The following is a 19,118-nucleotide window of genomic DNA, read 5'->3' as shown; positions in this document are numbered from 1 at the left end:
GGCATTTCATTGACTAATTATGAATTGCGGAGCTTTAAACGTAAAAAAGGGCGAAACCGCCCTTTTTTCACAATTGTTAGTAAACTGATTATGAGTTTACTGAGTCTTTTAGACCTTTACCCGCTTTGAAGCTTGGGATATTCGCAGCAGCGATTTGGATTTCTGCGCCTGTTTGAGGGTTGCGGCCGGTACGAGCTGCACGCTCTTTAACTGAAAAAGTACCGAAGCCTACTAGCGCGACAGAGTTACCATCTTTCAAAGAGTTAGTCACCGCACCTGTGAACGCGTCCAGTGCACGGCTCGCCGCTGCTTTTGAAATTTCTGCATCACTGGCGATCTTTTCGACTAATTGAGCTTTGTTCATTGTTTGATTCCTATTCGTTATTTTTTTGCCTTAGCAAATCTATCATTATGCATTTTTACTGACTTGGCAACCGCAAATCACACATTTTCTGAAAAAGTTCTCCTCTGGAGAGCCCTTAGGCACAGAGTTTTAGCGTTTTTCTATCACCAGCGTGATTTCGCCAACCTCCAATCCCAACTTATCAATTGCGGTGCGGTTGATCAACCTCGATTCTGTGACAAGGTACATCCAATCGTCTAGGTCTACCGTCATAGTATCACCGTCATAAGGAATTTCGAGAGTGTACTTCCAATTGAAGGCACTGCCTCTGGTCAACCCTTGCGCGGTGCCAACCACATCATTGGCGGTCCCGGTAAGGGTGCCATTTTTACCCAACTCGATACGCCATACACGCGTGTCCTGCTCGCCGTCTTGATAATAGAATTGCTCGTCAATAACGCCTTTGTTTCCCTGCCATGAGGCCTGCATATCAACGCGAAAACGCCGTGTGACCTCACCTGAGTAATCTTGCACTATGCCATAGGCAACTAACTCGCCAGAAAAAAACTGTTTAAAATCAAATTTCGGTTCAGTTCCTTCATAATCCTCGATGGAGGCCGAACAGGCAGTCAGCATCGCCAATACAAGCAAACCTAAATAAACGCGTAATGACTTCATTCACTTGCTCCTATTAATTTCTGACGCAGTTTTGGCTCGCTGGTGTCCGGCGACAACCATATTGCCAAAAAGGCTTCGCTAAAAGCCTGTTGCTCGATGGTTTGTAACTTTTCACCGTTATAATAAAAAGTACCCACGCCCTGCTCATTGGTCTCAAAAGCCAATGAATCCCCTTCTGTGATATCCGGCCATAAGCCTTGTAACGTATCGCCATATTCACTGACGTACTGCGCCTTATCAAGGTGTCGCCACTGATCAAATGTAGCTTTAACAATGTCGCTTGCTTCTATATCTCTGAGGTAGGTGAGGGTCAATCGCACTGGATGCTCTCCGGCTTGGTAGTCGCCATCGGTCGTAGCTAACTTCGCGCGGTATAGGTCCCAGAACATATAGCTCATAACCCCTTCACCAACCGCCTTGAAGGATGCCTGTGACCACGCCGGTAATGGCGCCATACCACCCAAGGTCAATGCCATAATGATAGGAAGGTATTTCATGAAAAATCATCCGTAATAACTAGGTATTATCTTCTACGCGTCCTGCAAAGCGATTGATCACAATAATCACGGTAAAAGCACTGGCCCAGAGCAGCCCATACACAAAGTAGAATTGCCACCAAGGTGAGGGCGTTGACAGCACTTCAAATCGAGCAGCACCTAGGTAGCTAAATGGTGCACATACCCAGCACAAGACAAAGCATTGCCACAGCGGTAATCGCGTAATGAACCGCAATGAATGATTGATAGTTAACAGGAGAGAAACCCATAATAAGACGAGCCACCAGGGTATCCAAGGACCTTCGAATTGCAGTAGCGCGAATTGCGCAGCACTCGTTTCGAGTAACAAAGCTACAGGTAGACTGGCAAGTAACAGTATGTCTCGCTTGCGCTTTTCAGAGAGCGCAAGCATCAACACAATCAGCGCCGCCATTATTGGCAACGCATCGTTTTGCCAAAAAAAAGCTGCCCACCAGCAGCTTTGAAACAAAATAAAATTAGTAGCTAAGCGCCACATGATCATCACCGCCGTTGAAGCCTTGCTTACGCGCGCTTAGGTGCACAGTGCTAATTGCCCGCTGGCGAAATGCCCCTTCGCAATAAGCTAGGTAATACAACCAAAGGCGGTAGAAGGCGCTGTTGAATTTAGCTCCTTGCAATTGCGGCCACGCCTGCTCAAAGCGAGTGCGCCAATCGGCTAAAGTCCGAGCATAATGAAGGCCAATATCATGTAATTCATGCATGACCAGGTCTGTGTTTTTACGCAAATGCTTACTCATTTCATCAACACACACCAAACACCCGCCAGGGAAGATGTATTGTTGAATAAAGTCAGTTTCCTTTACGTATTTACTGTAGCGCTGGTCGTTGATGGTGATAGCCTGAATAAGCATGGCACCACTGGGCTTTAGAAGGCTGTTGCATTTGCTGAAAAACTCACCGAGATACTCATGACCTACCGCCTCAATCATTTCTATAGAGACAAGCTTGTCGTAGTGTCCTTCAAGTAGTCGATAGTCTTTCTTTAACAGAGTAATTTTATCTTCTAAACCGTGTTGCGCGATTTTTTGCTGCACATAGGCATGTTGTTGATCTGAGATGGTTGTAGTCGTTACATGCACATCGTAGTGGGTAGCCGCATAGATAGCAAAAGCGCCCCACCCTGTGCCAATCTCGACAACCTGATCGCCATCGGCCAACTGCACACGTTCGCATATCAGCTTTAATTTATGTGCCTGCGCTTGCTCAAGGGTTGCATCTGCTTGAGGATAAACGGCACAGGAGTAAAGCATTTCATCACTTAAAAACGACTCGTATAATTCATTGCCCAAGTCATAGTGAGCAACAATGTTTCTTTTCGAGCCTTGCGTGCTGTTACGGTTACGCAAGTGCTTGAGTCGGTAGGCGATTGCGCTAAAAAAGGCGAAGCGACCTTCAAATTCATCGAGCTGGTCTTGATTGAGAACAAAAATCTCCACCAAGGCAGTCAAGTTATCGCATTGCCAATGGCCGTCTATAAAGGACTCCGCCGCGCCAATACTGCCGCCAAAGGCAAACGCATCGAACATACGCGCATCGCTTATATCCACACGCGCTCTAAGCGAAGAGGTGTTATTGCCAAACTGATAGCTCTGATCACGGAAGTGCATTTCTACAAAGCCGTGCTTTAAGGTTCTCATTGCTGCCAAGACAAAGCGTTTAGCGATCTGAGACTTCCAACTGATTGATTTTTTTGCTTCTACTTGGGTAACTCTATCCATCTTTCTTTCCTGGGTGAGCGTAAAACGGCACACGCTTTAACAATAACCTTAATGCTTGCCAGTATATCCCGCGCATGACACTCAGTGTCATTATAGGAAAACGCCGCAACACCTTGGTGAACACACGGCGCTCTAACCCTTGGTGTTGCAATCGCATGGTGGCATCAAATAATTTCTGCCGCTGGCGTTTGTTCTCAATATGAATAAGCATCGCCCGGTTTTTGGCTTTCACTCGCCAATGGTAATGCATATCCAAATTCATAAAAGGCGATACGTGAAACTGCTTTTTAAAGTTCACTTTAGTTTGTAAATCAACTAAATAATAGTGACGCTCATTCCAAGGAGTATTACTCACTTCGGCAACCATGACACTGAAATCGCTGTCACCACGATAACGATAGAAGTAAAAATTGGCCGGAGAAAAGTAAATACCGCAACAGCGCAGCTGCACCAACATGTAAACTTGGGCTATCTCTTGCTCTACGCCCAGTTGCTGTGCTTTATGCACAGCGCGTTCAAACAGCGAGCCTTGCTCATCACGCAAGTAATCGCCTTGGTTAAACCGCAGCACCTTCCAGCCCTGAGTCCCAACCAAAGGGTGGATACCATTAAGCTGCTCTGGGTGCTGAGTATCAACCCACATCATGTACAGTGGATAGTTAAAACCATGGAACACGGGCTCGAAGCGCCGATGACGCACATCGCCAAGCATGATCGCGCACCCTTGGGTCAGTAACGGTTCCTGCACGGTTTCAGTGTTCAAAGTCGACCCCTAGCGCTTTGGCCACATCCACGGCACTGCGCACGCCATCTTCGTGAAAACCGTTGTACCAGTATGCGCCGCAATAGTAAGTGGCTGCGAGATTAACCTCATCTCGGCGTTGTTGCGCAGCGATGCTGTCGCTGTTGAATACAGGGTGATGATAAGTGAAACGGCGCAGCACCTTACTATCATCAATAGCGTCATCACAATTGAGAGTCACACACAACGGTGGGTTGCTGTGCAAACCTTGGAGAATATTCATTTGATAAGTGACAACTGCGGCTTGCTCGGTGTTGTTATCAAGGCGATAATTCCAGCTTGCCCACGCTGCACGGCGCTCAGGTAACAAGCTAGTATCAGTATGTAGGACAACAGAGTTGGCAGTATAAGGCATCGCGCCTAGCACTTGCTGCTCGCTTTCAGTGGCATCGCCTAACAACGCAAGGGCCTGATCAGAGTGGCACGCAAACACCACCGCGTCATAGTGATAAATCTCACCGCCTTGCATATGAATCGTCACGCCATCTGGGTGCCTAAACACCTTTTCTATATTCGCATTTAGATGGATATTGTCTTTAAAGGGTTTCGTTAGCGGGCCGATGTATTCGCGAGAACCGCCAGGGATCACATACCACTGCGGGCGATTGGTAATATCTAACAGGCCATGGTTGTAAAAGAAGCGAATGAAGAACTCGATGCCAAAGTCTTTCATCTTTTTGATAGACGTTGACCAAATCGCCGCCCCCATAGGCAAAATGTAATGATTGCGGAAGAAATCGTTAAACCCATGTCTATCAAGGAAGCGACCTAAGGTGTCGCCTTGCTTATATTCGCCGCTGTGATAAAGGTCCTTACACAACCGGTTGAAACGGACTATTTGCCACAACAAATGCCAAAACTTCGGTCGCAATAGATTGCGACGCTGGGCAAACAAAGTGGTCAATGTATGGCCATTGTATTCAAAGCCTGTGTCCACGTTGTGCACGCTAAAGCTCATTTGTGTAGGCTTGCGACCTATGCCAATTTCAGCGAGCAACTTTTCAAAACGCGGGTAGGTGCGATCATTAAAAACAATAAAACCAGTATCGACACTGTGTTGCTGTCCGCCGACCTCAACATCCACTGTGGCGGTGTGGCCACCGATGTAATCGTTCTTTTCGAAAACATCAACATGATACTTTTTACTCAACAAATAGGCACTACTGAGGCCCGCGATACCACTACCTATTACTGCGATTTTCTTCACCGCACCATTCCTTTTGCAATTTTGCGCCACAGCGGCCAAGGCAGCACGCGCAGCAGTTTTAAAATAAATGTGAATCTTTTCGGAAAATGAATTTCTTTGCGCCGTTTTTGCAGCCCCTTATACATGTATTCAGCGGCTTGCTCTGCACTGACGGCCATGGGCATAGGGAAATCATTGTTATCGGTCAATGGCGTTTTCACAAAACCTGGGTGGATAACGCTCACGTCAATGTCTTTGAGATCCACAGCCAGGGATTTTGCCAAATAAGTCGCGCCTGATTTCGATGCGCCATATGCCTCGCTCCGCGTCAGTGGTAAATATGTGACACTGGAGGAGACAATGGCGAGGTGGGCACCGGATTTAAGTTTCGGCAACAGCGCCTCAAGGCAATAACCAAGGCTTAGAAGGTTGATAGTAATAACACGTTCGAATAATGCACTGTCAAAATGACGCGCATCATCGACGTATTCGCAGTTACCGGCGTTGAGCACCACCAAGTCAAGCTCGTCTATGTCGGTGGTGGCTGATTTAATAGCCTCTAATTCGGTGACATCAAAGGACAACCCTTTAATACGCCCTTGGCCTTGACTGTCTTCTAGCTCTTTAAGCTTTTGTTCGTCTCGCCCACACGCAATAACATCATGTTGCTGCGCATAGCGCTTAGCTAGGGCTTCACCGATACCCGATGTTGCCCCTGTGATTAATACTTTCATACCCTAACTCCCTGCTTTGTTGTCAACGAGCTTGATTACTTTGCCAAGCAAAGGGATATGTCGGTATAACATAGCGCCTACATCAAAGTAATCGCGATGGTGGATGACTTTGCCTTGATCAAATTGCAAAAAGCTGTGCCCTGCAACCGAGACCTCATTGCCACCATTTAACTTGGGGTGTGAAAAGCGCATGGTCCAATACAAGAATGCATGATTATCAAAAGCAAATTGTTGGCTAATATCAAATGTGCAGTGATTAACATTGGCATACATGTTGGCGAAATATCGCCTTAGTTGTTGCAACCCTTTAACTTCATGAAGGGGATCTTGGAAATGAATGGCTTCGCCATAAACTTCATGCAGCAAGTCTAGGTTATGCTTATCCAAACGCTGATAAACTGACACAAATTGCTCAAGCGCGTTATTCATCGTCCACCTTAAATCGTGCTAAGGCACGTTCGCGTGCTGCTTTATGATCAACTATCGCCGGCCAATACCTGTTGCTTTGAGTTGCTGCTAGATATTGGTGCGGAAAGTGGATCTGCTTAGCAGGCACTTTTTCTAACTCTGGTAGGTACTTACGGATGAATTCGCCATCTGGATCAAAACGTTCACTTTGCGTTATTGGGTTAAAAATACGAAAGTAAGGCTGCGCGTCGCAGCCGGTGCTTGCCGCCCATTGCCACCCGCCGTTGTTTGACGCCAAGTCACCATCAATCAGGTGACGCATAAAAAACTGCTCACCAGCGCGCCAATCGATCAGTAAATGCTTGGTCAGAAAGCTTGCCACCACCATACGTAGACGATTATGCATCCACCCTGTTTGCACTAATTGTCGCATTGCTGCATCCACCAGAGGGTAACCCGTTTTTCCTTCACACCAAGCGTTAAAGTCTTTATCGCTTTGCCGCCATTTCACGGCGTCGTACTTGGCGTTAAAGTTAGCGTGTTTGCATAAACGCGGATAGGCAACAATAAGATGGCGATAAAACTCTCGCCAGATCAGTTCGTTAACCCAACTAAAGAGATTACTTTTTGCGCTTTGCAAAATATCAGGGTGGCGCTGCTGTACATTAACGAGCAGTTGTTTAACGCTGATCACTCCTAACGCCAAGTATGGGCTCAACCCAGAGGTGCCTTTAATCGCCGGGAAGTCTCGCTGCTGTTCATAAGTGGTGAGCTTATCGTCAATAAAGCGCTCAACAATGGCGCTAAGTGAGTCATCATCAACCGGCCATTTTTGCGACTCACCGTCACTTTGTATACATCGAGGCGTCTGCCACTTTATCGCTTTATATAACGATGGCCATGACGACAGTGAAAAGTGGGTTTGTTCATACTGCTTTAGCCATTGACGCTTGAATGGGGTAAACACGCGAAACATGTCGCCGCTTTTTGTACACACTGAGCCTGGCGGGGCAATTACATCGCCATCAAACCAACGAAACTCAAGCGCTAATTGCGCACATTGGCTGTCACGCTGGCGCTCATTCACTTCATATTCGCGGTTGGCGTAAATATGCTTGACACTCAAGCTGTTACATAACCCTTGTAACGATGCGGGTATGTCACTAAATTCATCAACATTCAATACGTGCAAGCGAATACCATGCTCACTCAGGCGCTGACCCAAATAATCGACACGTCGCAGTATGAGATCCAGTTGAATGGGCGCCATGTCGTGCCGTTGCCACTGTTTCTCGCAGACAAAGAAAACGGCGTCTTTTGCGCCGTTGTTTAATGCTTCAATTAAAGCTTCGTTTGCATAAAGGCGCAAGTCGCGCCGAAACCAGAACAATGAACTCATTTAAATACCATACCTCAGCTTTAAATCGTTTGGGTGGGGATTAAAGTAAACTTGTTGCGCTAAATAAGGATTTGGATGCACCGTAAGGTGGTGACGCAATAATGTCAGCGGCACATATAAAGGCACCAGCCCCTGGCGGTAGTCTTCGATTGCCGCACGTAATTCTTGCTTTTCCTCTTTACCGAGGTGCTGTTTGAAATACCCCTGCAAGTGCATCAAGGTATTAGTATGTGCTTTGCGCGACGCAGGCTTTTTCAACGCATTCATTAAGCCAAGGATATACTCATCGGCAATAGCTTCGATGTCATCCCCTTCGATACTGCCGAGCAACCGCCCTAAATCACGGTAGGCTTGATAGTTGTGACTCATCAATAGGTATTTATGCAAAGAGTGAAAAGTAGTCAGCCGATGAGCGCTTAATCCTGACTCACGCAGCTTGCGCCAGCTATGGTAAACATAAACCCGCATAACAAAGTTTTCGCGCAGGTGCATGTCATTGAGTCGGCCATTTTCCTCACAAGGGAGTAGCGGATTAGCCTTCATTATTTCAGCGCTGAAAAAGCCTACGCCCTCTGATGTATTGCCCGTCCCAGCTTCATTAAAGACTTTGACTCGTTCCATGCCACAGCTAGGGCTTTTAGCACAGAATATAAAGCCATCGAGATGTTGGCCTTGATTCTGTGCCACCTGCTGTCCATAGTTTTTAAGGTCGTTGCCAACCTCGCCACTGCCATCAGGGCGACACACCGTTATCACATCGTCTTTACGCACTTGGCGAATGGTCGGCCTAGGAATGGGTAAGCCAATTGCCACTTCTGGACAAAAGGGCACATACTGCACGTGCTTTGCCAGCTCATCCATGCAAAAGTTAGAGCGCTTGTGCCCAGAGTCAAAGCGAACTTTTTCGCCGGTAAGACACGCGCTAATACCTATTTTCAACGATTTATCCATTAATATATAAGCTCGCCAATGGGGTTCAGCAATTTACTTAAGCCTTTATTGAAGTGTAGTGCACTATTGACTACTGCCAAGCACAAACATCCCTCTTCGGTGTAAGGAGTATGGTCGTGCTTATGATCAAGCCATATAAAATCGCCCGGTTGGTATTCACCTTCTTCGTCGGTGAAGGTGCCATCAAGCAATAGCGTCAACTCAAAGCCTGTGTGCGTGTGCTCGGGAATCGTCCCCCCTGGAGCAATGTACAATAGGCTAGTGCGGATACTGCCCTCATCAAGCTCCAGGCGCGAACGCGCAAGCTTCCCGGCCTGAACAAACCTCGACATGCCGACATGGCTCAATGCACGTGGCAAAGTAATGTTTCTATCACCGACGGATATTCGCTTTGCGCTTTGAATGGCAAAATCATCGACGTCTGTATCTGCAGTAATATCACTGAGCATGGCGCTCATCTGCGCATCAAGCAGCTCTTGTGACCCGGTGAGCTCTTCACCGGCGTCATCTGTAAACGTTTGTTCACCAATGCGCTGCTCTAATGCTGCGACGGTGTCGCAACAGTCATCGCAAAGCTCAAGGTGAGCTGAAATTGCCACGCTCAGCGAAGCTGGCAATGCGCCAAGCACATGTTGTTCTAACAACTGTGTGTTCGGGTGAAATTTAATCATGCTCTGCTCCCAGATGATTTCTTAGCTTTGAGAGCGCCAATCTTAGCCGCGACTTTACGGTTCCAACTGGTACGCCTAACTGCTTCGCAAGTTGCTCTTGCGACATTTCTTGAAAGTACACTCCCTTAACCACCTCCTGCTGGGCGATGGGAAGCTTGTCTATATGCTGCTGCAAGAGTTGACTCTGTAGATGATCGCCAAACACTTCTTGCTCTTCTTCATGATGCTGCACCAACGGCCAGATATCTTCGCTTAAGGTATCTTCTTTATTGCTGCGCATTTTGCGCAGCGCATCGAAAGATGCATTACGCATTACGGTATAAACCCAAGTCGTCGCCGCGCCTTTACTCGGATGGTAAAGGTGAGCTTTACGCCAAACTGACGTCATGGTGTCTTGCACCAGCTCCATCGCCGACGCTTCGTTGTTGTATTGCTTAATGCCAAAGCGTTTTATCTTTGGTGCGAAATAAGAAAACAGCGTTGCGAATGCGCTTCTGTCCCGATGCTCTGCGACGCGCACTAACGCATCCGACAAATGCTCAGTTTCACTGCCCATGTTTCTTCCTTTGCTTTGATTGCCACCGCTTGGTGCAATACTTTGCTGCGGAGACTTGTTACACGGCTTGTCTAACACGCTTTGCAATCCCATTGGCTGCCTCAGTAATGCTTTTATTTGTGAGATTTACGCAAGGAGTGGCGCGATAGATCATCGCTCGTTGAAATTAATTACAGTATGGAGGAAGTCGAGCAGTTGTTCAAAGTTGTGATCACGGATTATTAACTTTTTTTGATTATAATCAACAGGTAATATCTCTAACCAGCGATAGGCAACCCACTTGGCATCGTCGTAGTTAGGGCAATCATATAGGCATTTGAGCTCTGGATTATTGTCTAACACCCATTTTAACGCCTGCGCCAAATCGGTAAGTTCAACCTCAGGCACGGTCGCAGTCTCTATTTCAGTGGGGTGGGTACAATAGCGTAAGCCGTTATCAAGGTAGGTTATGTTGTCTATGCGCATCAGGCTTTCACCTTGCACAGTGATCAACAACTGGCCTGTCGGGTCTTGGTCAAAATCGATAATTTTAACTAGGCAACCAAATTCGCTTGTCTGGTCGTCATTTTCCTTGGCTAATGGGGTAATCACAAAGCCGCGTTGTTCGCGCAGACACTCTTTTACCATGTGAATGTATCGCTGCTCGAAAATTTTGAGCTTGGTCACGCCCTGCGGCAACAACACCAGCGGCAGAGGGAACACGGCATACTTCATAAAAATCCTAGGACGGTGAGTAGTGCGTATACTACGTCATGTCTGTTAATGCCGATCAACTCGCCAGTGAAATAGTTAGGGTGAGGACAACTACTCTCCCCACCAACCGAAATTACGGCAGACACTAATGCCTAGGTAGGTACCAAACAAACTTGCTACGGGTAGCAGCATAAGCCCTAGTAAGGCAAAATTAAGCGTCATCACCCTGCTCCTTCGCATTCTTTTTATCAGACGCTTTATCAGCTGCTTGGCGCTGCTCGGAAAATAACATCTGAGTTGCATCACGTAGTGCCTGTTTCTGTGACTGGATGAGCGATGAATACGCTTCGTTTGCAGCAGAGCGAACAGCCTGTTCAATTTCTTGCGTGAGAGAGTTCGCATTTGCCATTGAACTTACAAATAAAGCGGAAGTCAGAATTGTTGCCTTGGTTAACGTTTTCATGATGATGTTCCTGTTGTTAAGGTATTGTTTAATTAGTCGCATCATCTATTACAAAGGTTGTGCCAGAACCAATAAATTTTTTAAGTCCATGTAATAAATGAACTTTTATTTTCCAACAGGCAAAATGGAAAATTAGCCACATAAAATAAAAACTATTTTTTAGCTTTTTTTACACTGCAATTAGCGAATTAAACCAACCGAATTTTTGTTCCGAATTAACACTTTTATTTGGGTGTACATGTGTACGCTGAACGGTTATAGTTGGTTCGTCGTAGCAAGTAATAATGAGTTAAAACAGATGCAAGTGAGTGGTTATTCCCCGTTTGAAGAAAAGTTAAACTGGTTAAGCCATGGTCTTGGTGCCTTACTCGCTATTGTGGCCTTGGTCGCTATGGTGCTCGTCAGCGAATCCATAACCGCTGTGGTAGCGACCAGCGTATACGGTGCCAGCCTCATTTTAATGTTCGTCAGTTCGACCCTTTACCACGCCAGTGTAAGTGATAAGGCCAAACGCGTCCTAAAAAAGCTTGATCACAGTGCCATCTACCTATTAATTGCCGGTACGTACACGCCCTTTTTATTACTTGCGCTAGGCGGGTACTGGGCCTGGATAGGCATGTTTGCTATTTGGGGGTTGGCTTTATTTGGCGTGATATTCAAATTAACTGCAAAAATCCCGCGACCGAGAATTTCTTTGGCCACCTACTTAGTGATGGGGTGGATAGCGCTTGCGTTTATCTATCCACTTTATCTTGCACTGCCCGGGGGCGCGATGTGGTTGTTGGTATTGGGTGGGGTATTATTCAGTGTGGGTACCTTGTTCTACAGCGCCAAACATCGCCACCTCAGCCATGCCATCTGGCATTTATTCGTGCTGGTTGCCTGTACCTGCCACTTTTTGGCCATTTACCTATACATTATTTAGTTGCCAATAACACACACTCGCTGTTAGATATGCCAAGCGAAACGGCGCATATTGACCTTCCCGTCGATTACAAGCACGCCTTCGCCAAGCAGTGCTTGTTGTTGTCGTGTGAACCCATCACTGCCTTGCGCAAACGATATTTTGCCTTGGCTGTTTACCACCCGATGCCAAGGCAAGCGAGAGTCAGAGGGTAGGTTTTTAAGGGTATGGCCCACATAGCGGGCATAGCCAGGTAAGCCAGCTCGTTTGGCTACTTCGCCATAACTGCATACCTTGCCTTTAGGAATGGCAGCGACCACTTGATAAATCATCGCGGCTTTATCCATGGGCTATATCCTGCAACTTTGCCCACACATGTCGAGCTACCGGACCGTGATGACGCGAATGTCGGCGAAACGCACGAATCTGCGCGCGAAACGCGTGCTCTCTATCGCTAAGGTGAATCACTTGCAGTTGCCCGGTCGCTATTTCTTGTTGACACAAATCGAGACACATTAAGGCCCAGCCCGCCCCCGCAAGCAACATGGAGCGCAGCGCGAATATATCGTCGAGTTTCATCATCGCCGCTTGATTTAAAAACGGCATCCGCCCACTTTCAAAGTGCAGATCACTTTCAAACATCGCCACACAGGGGTAACTTTGGAGCTCTCTGTAACTTATCTGAGTTTGTTGAATAAGCTCCGGTGAAGCCACAACACCCACTTCAATATCTCCAAGCGGCAAACTTTCTAAGTCGCCGGTGGCGTGAAAAATATCAAACCAAGGGCCAATCCCTAAATCACTTTTTCCGCTATTAACTTGCTCTAGCGCGGTGAATCGCCGACCACTGTCAATCTCAAACTCGGTGTGAGCAAAGGCATGATAGCAATCGCGCAGCAAAATACTGAGCTCTTCGCCAACACAAACTTGCTCGTAACTGATACGAAACTTTGGCTCATTACCGTTAGCTAATTCGCTGGAGAACTCACTCAATTCGTCCATATCGCGCAGCACATATTGAGCACGCCGACAAAACGCCTGACCTTGTTCAGTGAGTGAAAACCGATAACCTTCGCGATTGACCACAGCAAAACCGACGCTCTGCTCTATTTTCTTGACCATCATCGTCAGCGCCGGCTGGGTTTTATGTAAACGCTTTGCCGCCTCACTGAGCGAGCGACACTGAGATAACACATCAAGTACTTTTAGCCATTCCAGCTTCATAACATTACCTTATGAAGTTATAAGTAATTTATAATTTTTATTTTAGTCTACGGCAAAGTAAGCTAACGCACCAGCGTGCTCTTATACTGGCATACATACACACTATTCACAGGGAGTCTCATTCATGTCTCGCAGTCTATTCGTATTAGTCTTGCTCGCGATGATTTCACTAACGGGGTGCTCACAAGAGCAACCCAAAACCGATAAAAAGCCGCCTATCAGGCCGGTTAAACTCTTTAGCGTGGGTCACGCTGATGAAAAGGTTATGCGTAGCTTTCCTGCTGAAGTAGTCGCCCACCAAGGCTCCTACTTAGCCTTTCGTGTCAATGGAGAACTTATAGAATTTCCCGTGTTAGCGGGTCAGGAAGTGGAAAAAGGCGAGTTACTCGCTAAGCTCGACCCTGAAGATTTCCAGCTACAGTATGAAGAGCGTAAGGCCCGTTACGACCTGGCTCAGTCGCAGCTAAAGCGCGTAAAAACACTTTATGATCGCAACATTGCCAGCCAAGCAGAACTCGATGAAGCAGTCGCCAACGCCCGAGTTGCCGAATCGGCATTCAATATTGCTAAAACTAACTTAGACAACTCAGAGTTAAGAGCGCCTTTCGCCGGTACCGTTGCCAAAGTATTCGTTAAGAATTTTGAAAACATTCAGGCAAAGCAAAATATTTTACGCTTAGAAACCCGAGATTTAATGGACGTAGTTATCCAGGTACCCGAGAAGTTGGTGGCCCGCGTCAACAAGGATACCTTGTATCAACCCACGGTTATCTTTGACGGCTATCCAGATAAAGCCTATACGCTCACCATAAAAGAATACGACACTCAAGCCGACCCTGCTACGCTGACCTACAAAGTGGTATTTTCATTACCCGTGCCCGAAGATTTTAACTTGTTAGCGGGGATGAGCGGCCATGTGTATATTGATATCAGTAAAATCACCGGAAATGCCGAGTCATGGCATAAAATTCCGGTGGAAGCGGTCTTTTCTGACTCGCAACAAGGCCTAGCGAACAACAGCTATGTATGGGTCTATAAAGACGGCGCTGTGCATAAACGCCAGGTGGAAGTCGGGCAAATGCACCGAGACGGACTAGAGATACGCTCAGGCCTAAATAGCGGAGAGCAAGTAGTGGCCGCAGGCGTACACTATCTCAAAGAAGGGATGCAGGTGCGCCCATGGCAAAAAGAGCGAGGCCTATAAATGAATCTTGCTGCATTTGCCATTGAACGTAAAGTTATTAGTTGGATGTTTGCGCTGTTTCTGCTCATTGGTGGAACGGTCTCTTACTTTTCTCTCGGACAGTTAGAAGACCCAGAGTTTACTCTGAAAAAAGCCATGGTGATTACCCTCTATCCTGGGGCCTCACCGCAGCAGGTTGAAGAAGAAGTGACATACCCAATCGAAAATGCGATTCAAGAATTGCCCTACGTCGACTATGTCACCTCCATTTCCTCTAACGGCAAAAGCCAGATTACGGTGGAGATGAAAAGCACCTATCGCAAAGAGGACCTAAGACAAATTTGGGATGAACTGCGCCGCAAGATTAATGATGTTTCGGCATCTATGCCGCCAGGGGTGTATCCCAGCCAAGTCATTGATGACTTCGGTGATGTGTATGGTGTCACCCTTGCAGTGACCGGTGATGGCTACTCCTATGATGAGCTCAAAGACTATGTTGATTTTCTCAAGCGTGAACTGGTGCTGGTCGATGGCGTTGGCAAAGTTACCGTAGCCGGCGAGCAGCAAAGCCAAGTGATTGTCGAGGTATCGACCCATAAGCTCGCGCAACTGGGACTCAGTCCTGAGCGCATCTTTTCCCTGTTGCAAGCGCAAAACACCGTTTCTAATGCCGGTCGCGTCATGGTCGATGGCGAGTCTATTCGCCTGCATCCCACTGGCGAGTTTGACAATGTTGTTGAACTTGAACATGTGCTTATTTCTAAGCCCGGTGCCAGCGAGCTCATCTATCTCGGCGATGTCGCCAAGGTCTATCGCGAGTATGCTGAGGTGCCCTCGCATATGGTGCGCTACAACCAACAACAGGCATTATTAATTGGTCTTTCTTTTGCCAGCAACGTCAATGTCGTTGACGTGGGTCAACGTATCGATGCCCATTTAGCAGAGCTGGAGTATCAGCGCCCCCATGGCATGGAAGTCGCGGCTATTTACAACCAACCTCAGGAAGTCGATAAGTCGGTGTCCAGTTTTATTATCAGCCTGGTCGAAGCGGTGGCTATTGTTATCGTGGTGTTGCTGCTGTTTATGGGCGTTAAAAGCGGTATTTTAATTGGTGGTATTTTGCTGCTCACCGTGCTCGGCACCTTTATCTTTATGGTGCTCTTTGATATCAACCTACAACGCGTCTCCCTCGGAGCGTTAATCATCGCACTAGGGATGTTGGTGGATAATGCCATTGTGATCACCGAAGGCATTCTTATTAATATGAAGCGCGGGCAAAGTAAACTAAAGGCAGCAGTCAATATCGTTAACCAAACCAAATGGCCCTTACTCGGGGCTACGGTTATCGCCATTACCGCCTTTGCCCCCATTGGCCTGAGCTCGGATGCCAGTGGCGAATTTGCCGGTAGCTTATTTTGGGTGTTGATGATCTCGCTATTACTGAGCTGGATCACCGCCATCACCCTTACGCCGTTTTTTGCTGATGTGATGTTCCGCATTCCAAAGAACAACAACCAAGCACAAACAGGCGATGAAGATCCCTACCAAGGATTTTTATTTAGTGGCTATAAGTTTATCTTGCGCCATGCCATGCATTACGGCAAAACCACTATCGTATTAATGCTAATCCTTTTAGTCGGCGCGGTGGTGGGCTTTAAATCGGTCAAACAGTCGTTTTTCCCTGCCTCTAACACACCCATGTTTTACATAGATTATTGGCATTATCAGGGCGCTGATATTCGCACCACCAGCAAAGGTATCGCCAAACTCGAGCAGTTTTTACTCGAGCAGGAGTTGGTTGAGGAGGTCACCGCCACCATAGGTCAAGGGGCACCACGCTTTATGCTGACTTATGCACCAGAAAAACAATACCCTGCCTATGGTCAGCTGATTGTTCGGGTGAAGGACCGAGAAGCCGTATTGGCCATGATAGCTAAGGTGCGTGACTACGAGCGCAATCATATTGTTGATGCCAAACTAAAGCTCAAACGCATGGAAATCGGGCCCTCGACCGATGCCAAAATCGAAGCACGCTTTTCTGGCCCCGACCCTGTGGTGTTAAGACAGTTGGCCGAACAAGCGAAGCAAATTCTCGCAAGTGACGCTGGAGCCTTTCACATTCGCGATGATTGGCGCCACCGCACAAAGCTCATCCGCCCACAGCTCAATGAGCAAAAAGCCCGCCGTTTGGGAATAAGTAAAACCGATTTAGACGAGTTACTGCTCACCAGTGTGTCGGGTAAGAAAGTGGGACTCTATCGCGATGGCACCCAGTTGTTGCCAATCATTGCCCGCTCTCCAGAAGACGAGCGTTTAAACGTTGAATCACTGCGCGACTTGCAAATCTACAGTCCAGTATTAGGCGTGTTTGTGCCAGTGACGCAAGTGGTGGATGACTTCACCGTACGCTGGGAAGACCCCCTCATCATGCGTCGCGACCGTAAGCGCACCATTACCGTGATGGCGGATCATGATTTACTTGGCGATGAAACCCCTGCGAAGTTGTTCGCCCGTGTACGTGGCGATATCGAAGCCATTCCCCTGCCCCGAGGCTATGAACTGCAATGGGGTGGTGAGTATGAGTCTGCCAACAAAGCACGCTCAGCCATTTTTGGCTCGCTACCGCTGGGTTATCTAGCGATGTTCGCGGTCACCGTGTTGCTGTTTAACTCAGTGCGTAAACCGCTGGTGATCTGGGCCACGGTGCCTTTGGCCATCGTCGGTGTCAGCGCTGGCTTGCTGGCCATGGGCGCATCCTTTGGCTTTATGTCACTGCTGGGGCTATTGAGCCTCTCAGGCATGTTAATTAAAAACGGCATCGTGTTGTTGGATCAAATCAATATCGAGTTAGCTGCAGGTAAAGACCCTTACGAGGCGGTATTTGACTCTGGCGTTTCCAGGGTTAGGCCGGTTTCCATGGCGGCTATCACCACAATTCTAGGGATGATCCCGCTGCTATTCGATGTGTTCTTTAAGTCCATGGCGGTGACCATCATGTTTGGTCTCGGCTTTGCCACCATACTCACGCTGGTTGTGGTCCCGGTGCTTTATTGTAGGTTCTTTGCCATACATAGCCACCGTCGCAACGGATGAGATCAGCAGTCATTAAAAAGCCAGCTTAAGCTGGCTTTTTTCGTTAGCGTTCAACCTCTATCACATCGGCTATGGCTAACGCTAGGCGTCGATAGCCTTGGTCATTAAGATGAATAGCGTCAGATTTAAAGCGGTTATCGCCTAGTAATTCAGACAGTATATCTGCCACCAGCACCACCTGATACTGCTCGCTTAATTGTTGATATAACGGCGCGTCAGACAAAAACAAAGACTTGGTCGGCACCGCCACAAGGATCACTGCAATCCCTTTACTTTGCGCATGCGTTATCATCGCGCCTAGGTTCGCTTTTGTTTGCCCGCTATCTTGGTTACGCAAAAAATCGTTTCCGCCTTCAAGTAACACCACCGCCTGAACCTGGTGCGTGTCGAGTGCACGTTTAAAGCGCTCAAGGCCCTGCGCTGTTTGCTCGCCAGAGACACCACTGGCTATCACTTCCAGCCCTGTTAGCTGAGCGAGTTGCTGGGGATAGGTGCTGTTTTTTGCACCCACTGACACGGTTAAACTATCACCGAAAGCTAAAATAGAATCGCCAGCATGCAACGTCACTTTGTCTGATTGCGAGCAACCGGTTATAAAAACAAGCAGCACAAGGCCAATAAAGCGCATCATTTCTTTAGCCTCAATGTTCCTTTCACCCGCTTGTTTGCCTTACTTTTTGGCTTGTGAACAGGCGCTGTGTGAGCTCGAGGTACGGCTTTGCGCTTTGGTTGTGCAGTCTTCGGTGTATTGGAATGTTGCTCAGAGGGCACACTGTGCTCAGTTTTAGAATGCTCTTCGGTTTTACCAGAGTCCGCGATTAGATCATTAATGGTGGCCATTTCTGCATCACTTAAATGGCGCCATTGGCCACTTTTCAGCCCGGCTAATGTCACATTCATGATGCGCGTGCGCTTGAGCGTAACTACTTCATAGCCAAGATACTCGCACATGCGACGAATTTGCCTATTCAGGCCTTGAGTCAGTATGATGCGAAAGCTATCCGGCCCGGTTTGCTCAACCTTACACTTCTTGGTAACAGTGCCAAGAATGGGAATACCCGCGCTCATACGCTCAACAAAGCGCCGATTTAAGGGCTTATCAACCCGCACTTCGTACTCTTTTTCGTGGTTATTCCCTGAGCGCAATATTTTGTTGACGATATCGCCCTCGTTGGTGAGGAAGATAAGCCCTTCGGAGGGCCTATCTAAACGGCCAATAGGGAAAATACGCTCGGGATAGTTAATCGCTCGCACAATATTACTTTTTATTTTCTTTTCAGTGGTGCAAGTTATACCCGTTGGCTTGTTGTAGGCGATATAGACACGTTTAGGCTTAGTTTTAAGCGCTTTACCATCAATGTGAATGGTGTCGGCATCAGTCACTTTATCGCCCATTTGTGGCGCATGACCATTTACGCTGACTCGCCCCGCACTGATCAGCGCATCCGCCTCACGGCGCGAGCAAAATCCGGTTTCACTTATGTATTTATTAAGGCGCGTAGGTTGACTCATAGTTCTACTTGTTGCTTCTTTTTCACCTGCGCATTGTAAAGCAGTTACCAACAAAAATCAG

22 protein-coding genes are annotated in these 19,118 nt (G+C 47.5%); 3 read left to right on the top strand and 19 right to left on the bottom strand.

All coding sequences use genetic code 11. The annotated features are described in order from the left end of the window. Window positions 1–88: 88 nt before the first annotated feature. The 15 genes from W04_RS00655 to W04_RS00585 all read right to left on the bottom strand — a co-directional run bounded on the left by W04_RS00655 (window position 89) and on the right by W04_RS00585 (window position 11,141). A complete protein-coding gene (locus tag W04_RS00655; protein ID WP_053909399.1) occupies window positions 89–364 on the bottom strand; it encodes an HU family DNA-binding protein in 276 nt (91 codons plus the stop codon). Window positions 365–493: 129 nt separating this feature from the next. Continuing rightward, on the bottom strand, window positions 494–1,021 hold the full coding sequence (locus tag W04_RS00650; RefSeq protein WP_053909398.1) for a DUF3833 domain-containing protein: 528 nt from the start codon (window positions 1,019–1,021) through the stop codon (window positions 494–496). Next, window positions 1,018–1,518 (bottom strand): chalcone isomerase family protein, encoded by a 501-nt coding sequence (locus tag W04_RS00645; protein WP_231657960.1) that lies wholly within the window; start codon window positions 1,516–1,518, stop codon window positions 1,018–1,020. The genes W04_RS00650 and W04_RS00645 overlap by 4 nt, the downstream gene beginning before the upstream one ends. A 19-nt stretch (window positions 1,519–1,537) precedes the next feature. After that, a complete protein-coding gene (locus tag W04_RS00640; RefSeq protein WP_053909397.1) occupies window positions 1,538–2,035 on the bottom strand; it encodes a DUF2878 domain-containing protein in 498 nt (165 codons plus the stop codon). Beyond that, complete coding sequence (locus W04_RS00635; RefSeq protein WP_053909396.1) at window positions 2,016–3,278, bottom strand: cyclopropane-fatty-acyl-phospholipid synthase family protein; 1,263 nt, start codon at window positions 3,276–3,278, stop codon at window positions 2,016–2,018. The genes W04_RS00640 and W04_RS00635 overlap by 20 nt, the downstream gene beginning before the upstream one ends. Beyond that, a complete protein-coding gene (locus W04_RS00630) occupies window positions 3,271–3,990 on the bottom strand; it encodes a DUF1365 domain-containing protein (RefSeq protein ID WP_053909688.1) in 720 nt (239 codons plus the stop codon). Before W04_RS00630 ends, W04_RS00635 begins: the two co-directional genes overlap by 8 nt. Before the next feature lie 40 nt (window positions 3,991–4,030). Beyond that, a complete protein-coding gene (locus W04_RS00625; protein ID WP_053909395.1) occupies window positions 4,031–5,287 on the bottom strand; it encodes an NAD(P)/FAD-dependent oxidoreductase in 1,257 nt (418 codons plus the stop codon). Further along, window positions 5,284–6,000 (bottom strand): SDR family NAD(P)-dependent oxidoreductase, encoded by a 717-nt coding sequence (locus W04_RS00620; protein WP_053909394.1) that lies wholly within the window; start codon window positions 5,998–6,000, stop codon window positions 5,284–5,286. The genes W04_RS00625 and W04_RS00620 overlap by 4 nt, the downstream gene beginning before the upstream one ends. 3 nt (window positions 6,001–6,003) lie before the next feature. Further along, window positions 6,004–6,429, bottom strand: coding sequence for a nuclear transport factor 2 family protein (locus tag W04_RS00615; RefSeq protein ID WP_053909393.1), 426 nt, complete (start codon window positions 6,427–6,429; stop codon window positions 6,004–6,006). After that, window positions 6,422–7,807 carry a deoxyribodipyrimidine photo-lyase gene (gene phrB, locus W04_RS00610; RefSeq protein ID WP_053909392.1) on the bottom strand — a complete coding sequence of 462 codons (1,386 nt, stop codon included), beginning with the start codon at window positions 7,805–7,807 and terminating at the stop codon, window positions 6,422–6,424. Before phrB ends, W04_RS00615 begins: the two co-directional genes overlap by 8 nt. Further along, the gene (locus W04_RS00605) at window positions 7,808–8,758 is read right to left on the bottom strand and encodes a DUF523 and DUF1722 domain-containing protein (protein ID WP_045979960.1); all 951 of its coding nucleotides are present in this window, start codon (window positions 8,756–8,758) and stop codon (window positions 7,808–7,810) included. It lies immediately after the preceding gene. Next, a complete protein-coding gene (locus W04_RS00600) occupies window positions 8,758–9,429 on the bottom strand; it encodes a ChrR family anti-sigma-E factor (protein ID WP_053909391.1) in 672 nt (223 codons plus the stop codon). Before W04_RS00600 ends, W04_RS00605 begins: the two co-directional genes overlap by 1 nt. Next, complete coding sequence (locus tag W04_RS00595) at window positions 9,422–9,985, bottom strand: sigma-70 family RNA polymerase sigma factor (protein ID WP_045980206.1); 564 nt, start codon at window positions 9,983–9,985, stop codon at window positions 9,422–9,424. The genes W04_RS00600 and W04_RS00595 overlap by 8 nt, the downstream gene beginning before the upstream one ends. A 150-nt stretch (window positions 9,986–10,135) precedes the next feature. Next, window positions 10,136–10,699 (bottom strand): LON peptidase substrate-binding domain-containing protein, encoded by a 564-nt coding sequence (locus tag W04_RS00590; protein ID WP_022946804.1) that lies wholly within the window; start codon window positions 10,697–10,699, stop codon window positions 10,136–10,138. Between the two features lie 190 nt (window positions 10,700–10,889). Then, window positions 10,890–11,141 (bottom strand): hypothetical protein, encoded by a 252-nt coding sequence (locus W04_RS00585; RefSeq protein WP_053909390.1) that lies wholly within the window; start codon window positions 11,139–11,141, stop codon window positions 10,890–10,892. A gap of 298 nt (window positions 11,142–11,439) precedes the next feature. Here W04_RS00585 and W04_RS00580 point away from each other — a divergent pair, with 298 nt between their 5' ends. Beyond that, window positions 11,440–12,066 (top strand): hemolysin III family protein, encoded by a 627-nt coding sequence (locus W04_RS00580; RefSeq protein ID WP_026111382.1) that lies wholly within the window; start codon window positions 11,440–11,442, stop codon window positions 12,064–12,066. A 23-nt stretch (window positions 12,067–12,089) separates the two neighbouring features. Here W04_RS00580 and W04_RS00575 read toward each other — a convergent pair whose 3' ends face one another. Together W04_RS00575 and W04_RS00570 are read right to left on the bottom strand one after the other, a co-directional pair. Continuing rightward, a complete protein-coding gene (locus tag W04_RS00575) occupies window positions 12,090–12,392 on the bottom strand; it encodes an MGMT family protein (protein ID WP_053909389.1) in 303 nt (100 codons plus the stop codon). Then, window positions 12,385–13,269 carry a LysR family transcriptional regulator gene (locus tag W04_RS00570; protein WP_045979956.1) on the bottom strand — a complete coding sequence of 295 codons (885 nt, stop codon included), beginning with the start codon at window positions 13,267–13,269 and terminating at the stop codon, window positions 12,385–12,387. The genes W04_RS00575 and W04_RS00570 overlap by 8 nt, the downstream gene beginning before the upstream one ends. Before the next feature lie 124 nt (window positions 13,270–13,393). Between W04_RS00570 and W04_RS00565 the strand changes: the two genes are divergently transcribed. Next, on the top strand, window positions 13,394–14,473 hold the full coding sequence (locus W04_RS00565; protein WP_053909388.1) for an efflux RND transporter periplasmic adaptor subunit: 1,080 nt from the start codon (window positions 13,394–13,396) through the stop codon (window positions 14,471–14,473). Then, window positions 14,474–17,545, top strand: a complete 3,072-nt coding sequence (locus tag W04_RS00560) for an efflux RND transporter permease subunit (RefSeq protein WP_053909387.1) — start codon at window positions 14,474–14,476, stop codon at window positions 17,543–17,545. A 43-nt stretch (window positions 17,546–17,588) separates the two neighbouring features. Here the strand turns inward: W04_RS00560 and W04_RS00555 are convergent, their stop codons facing one another. Together W04_RS00555 and rluF are read right to left on the bottom strand one after the other, a co-directional pair. After that, entirely contained in the window at window positions 17,589–18,176 is a 588-nt protein-coding gene (locus tag W04_RS00555; protein WP_053909386.1) for a GDSL-type esterase/lipase family protein, read from the bottom strand. After that, window positions 18,173–19,057: a 23S rRNA pseudouridine(2604) synthase RluF gene (gene rluF / locus W04_RS00550; protein WP_053909385.1), complete on the bottom strand. Its 885-nt coding sequence runs from the start codon at window positions 19,055–19,057 to the stop codon at window positions 18,173–18,175. The genes W04_RS00555 and rluF overlap by 4 nt, the downstream gene beginning before the upstream one ends. Window positions 19,058–19,118 lie beyond the last annotated feature (61 nt).

This window comes from Pseudoalteromonas sp. SW0106-04 (genome assembly GCF_001293805.1).
GTDB classification, from domain to species: Bacteria; Pseudomonadota; Gammaproteobacteria; order Enterobacterales; family Alteromonadaceae; genus Pseudoalteromonas; species Pseudoalteromonas ruthenica.
Note: the sequence above shows the minus strand (reverse complement) of the source record. Positions and strands in the feature narration are given on the sequence as shown.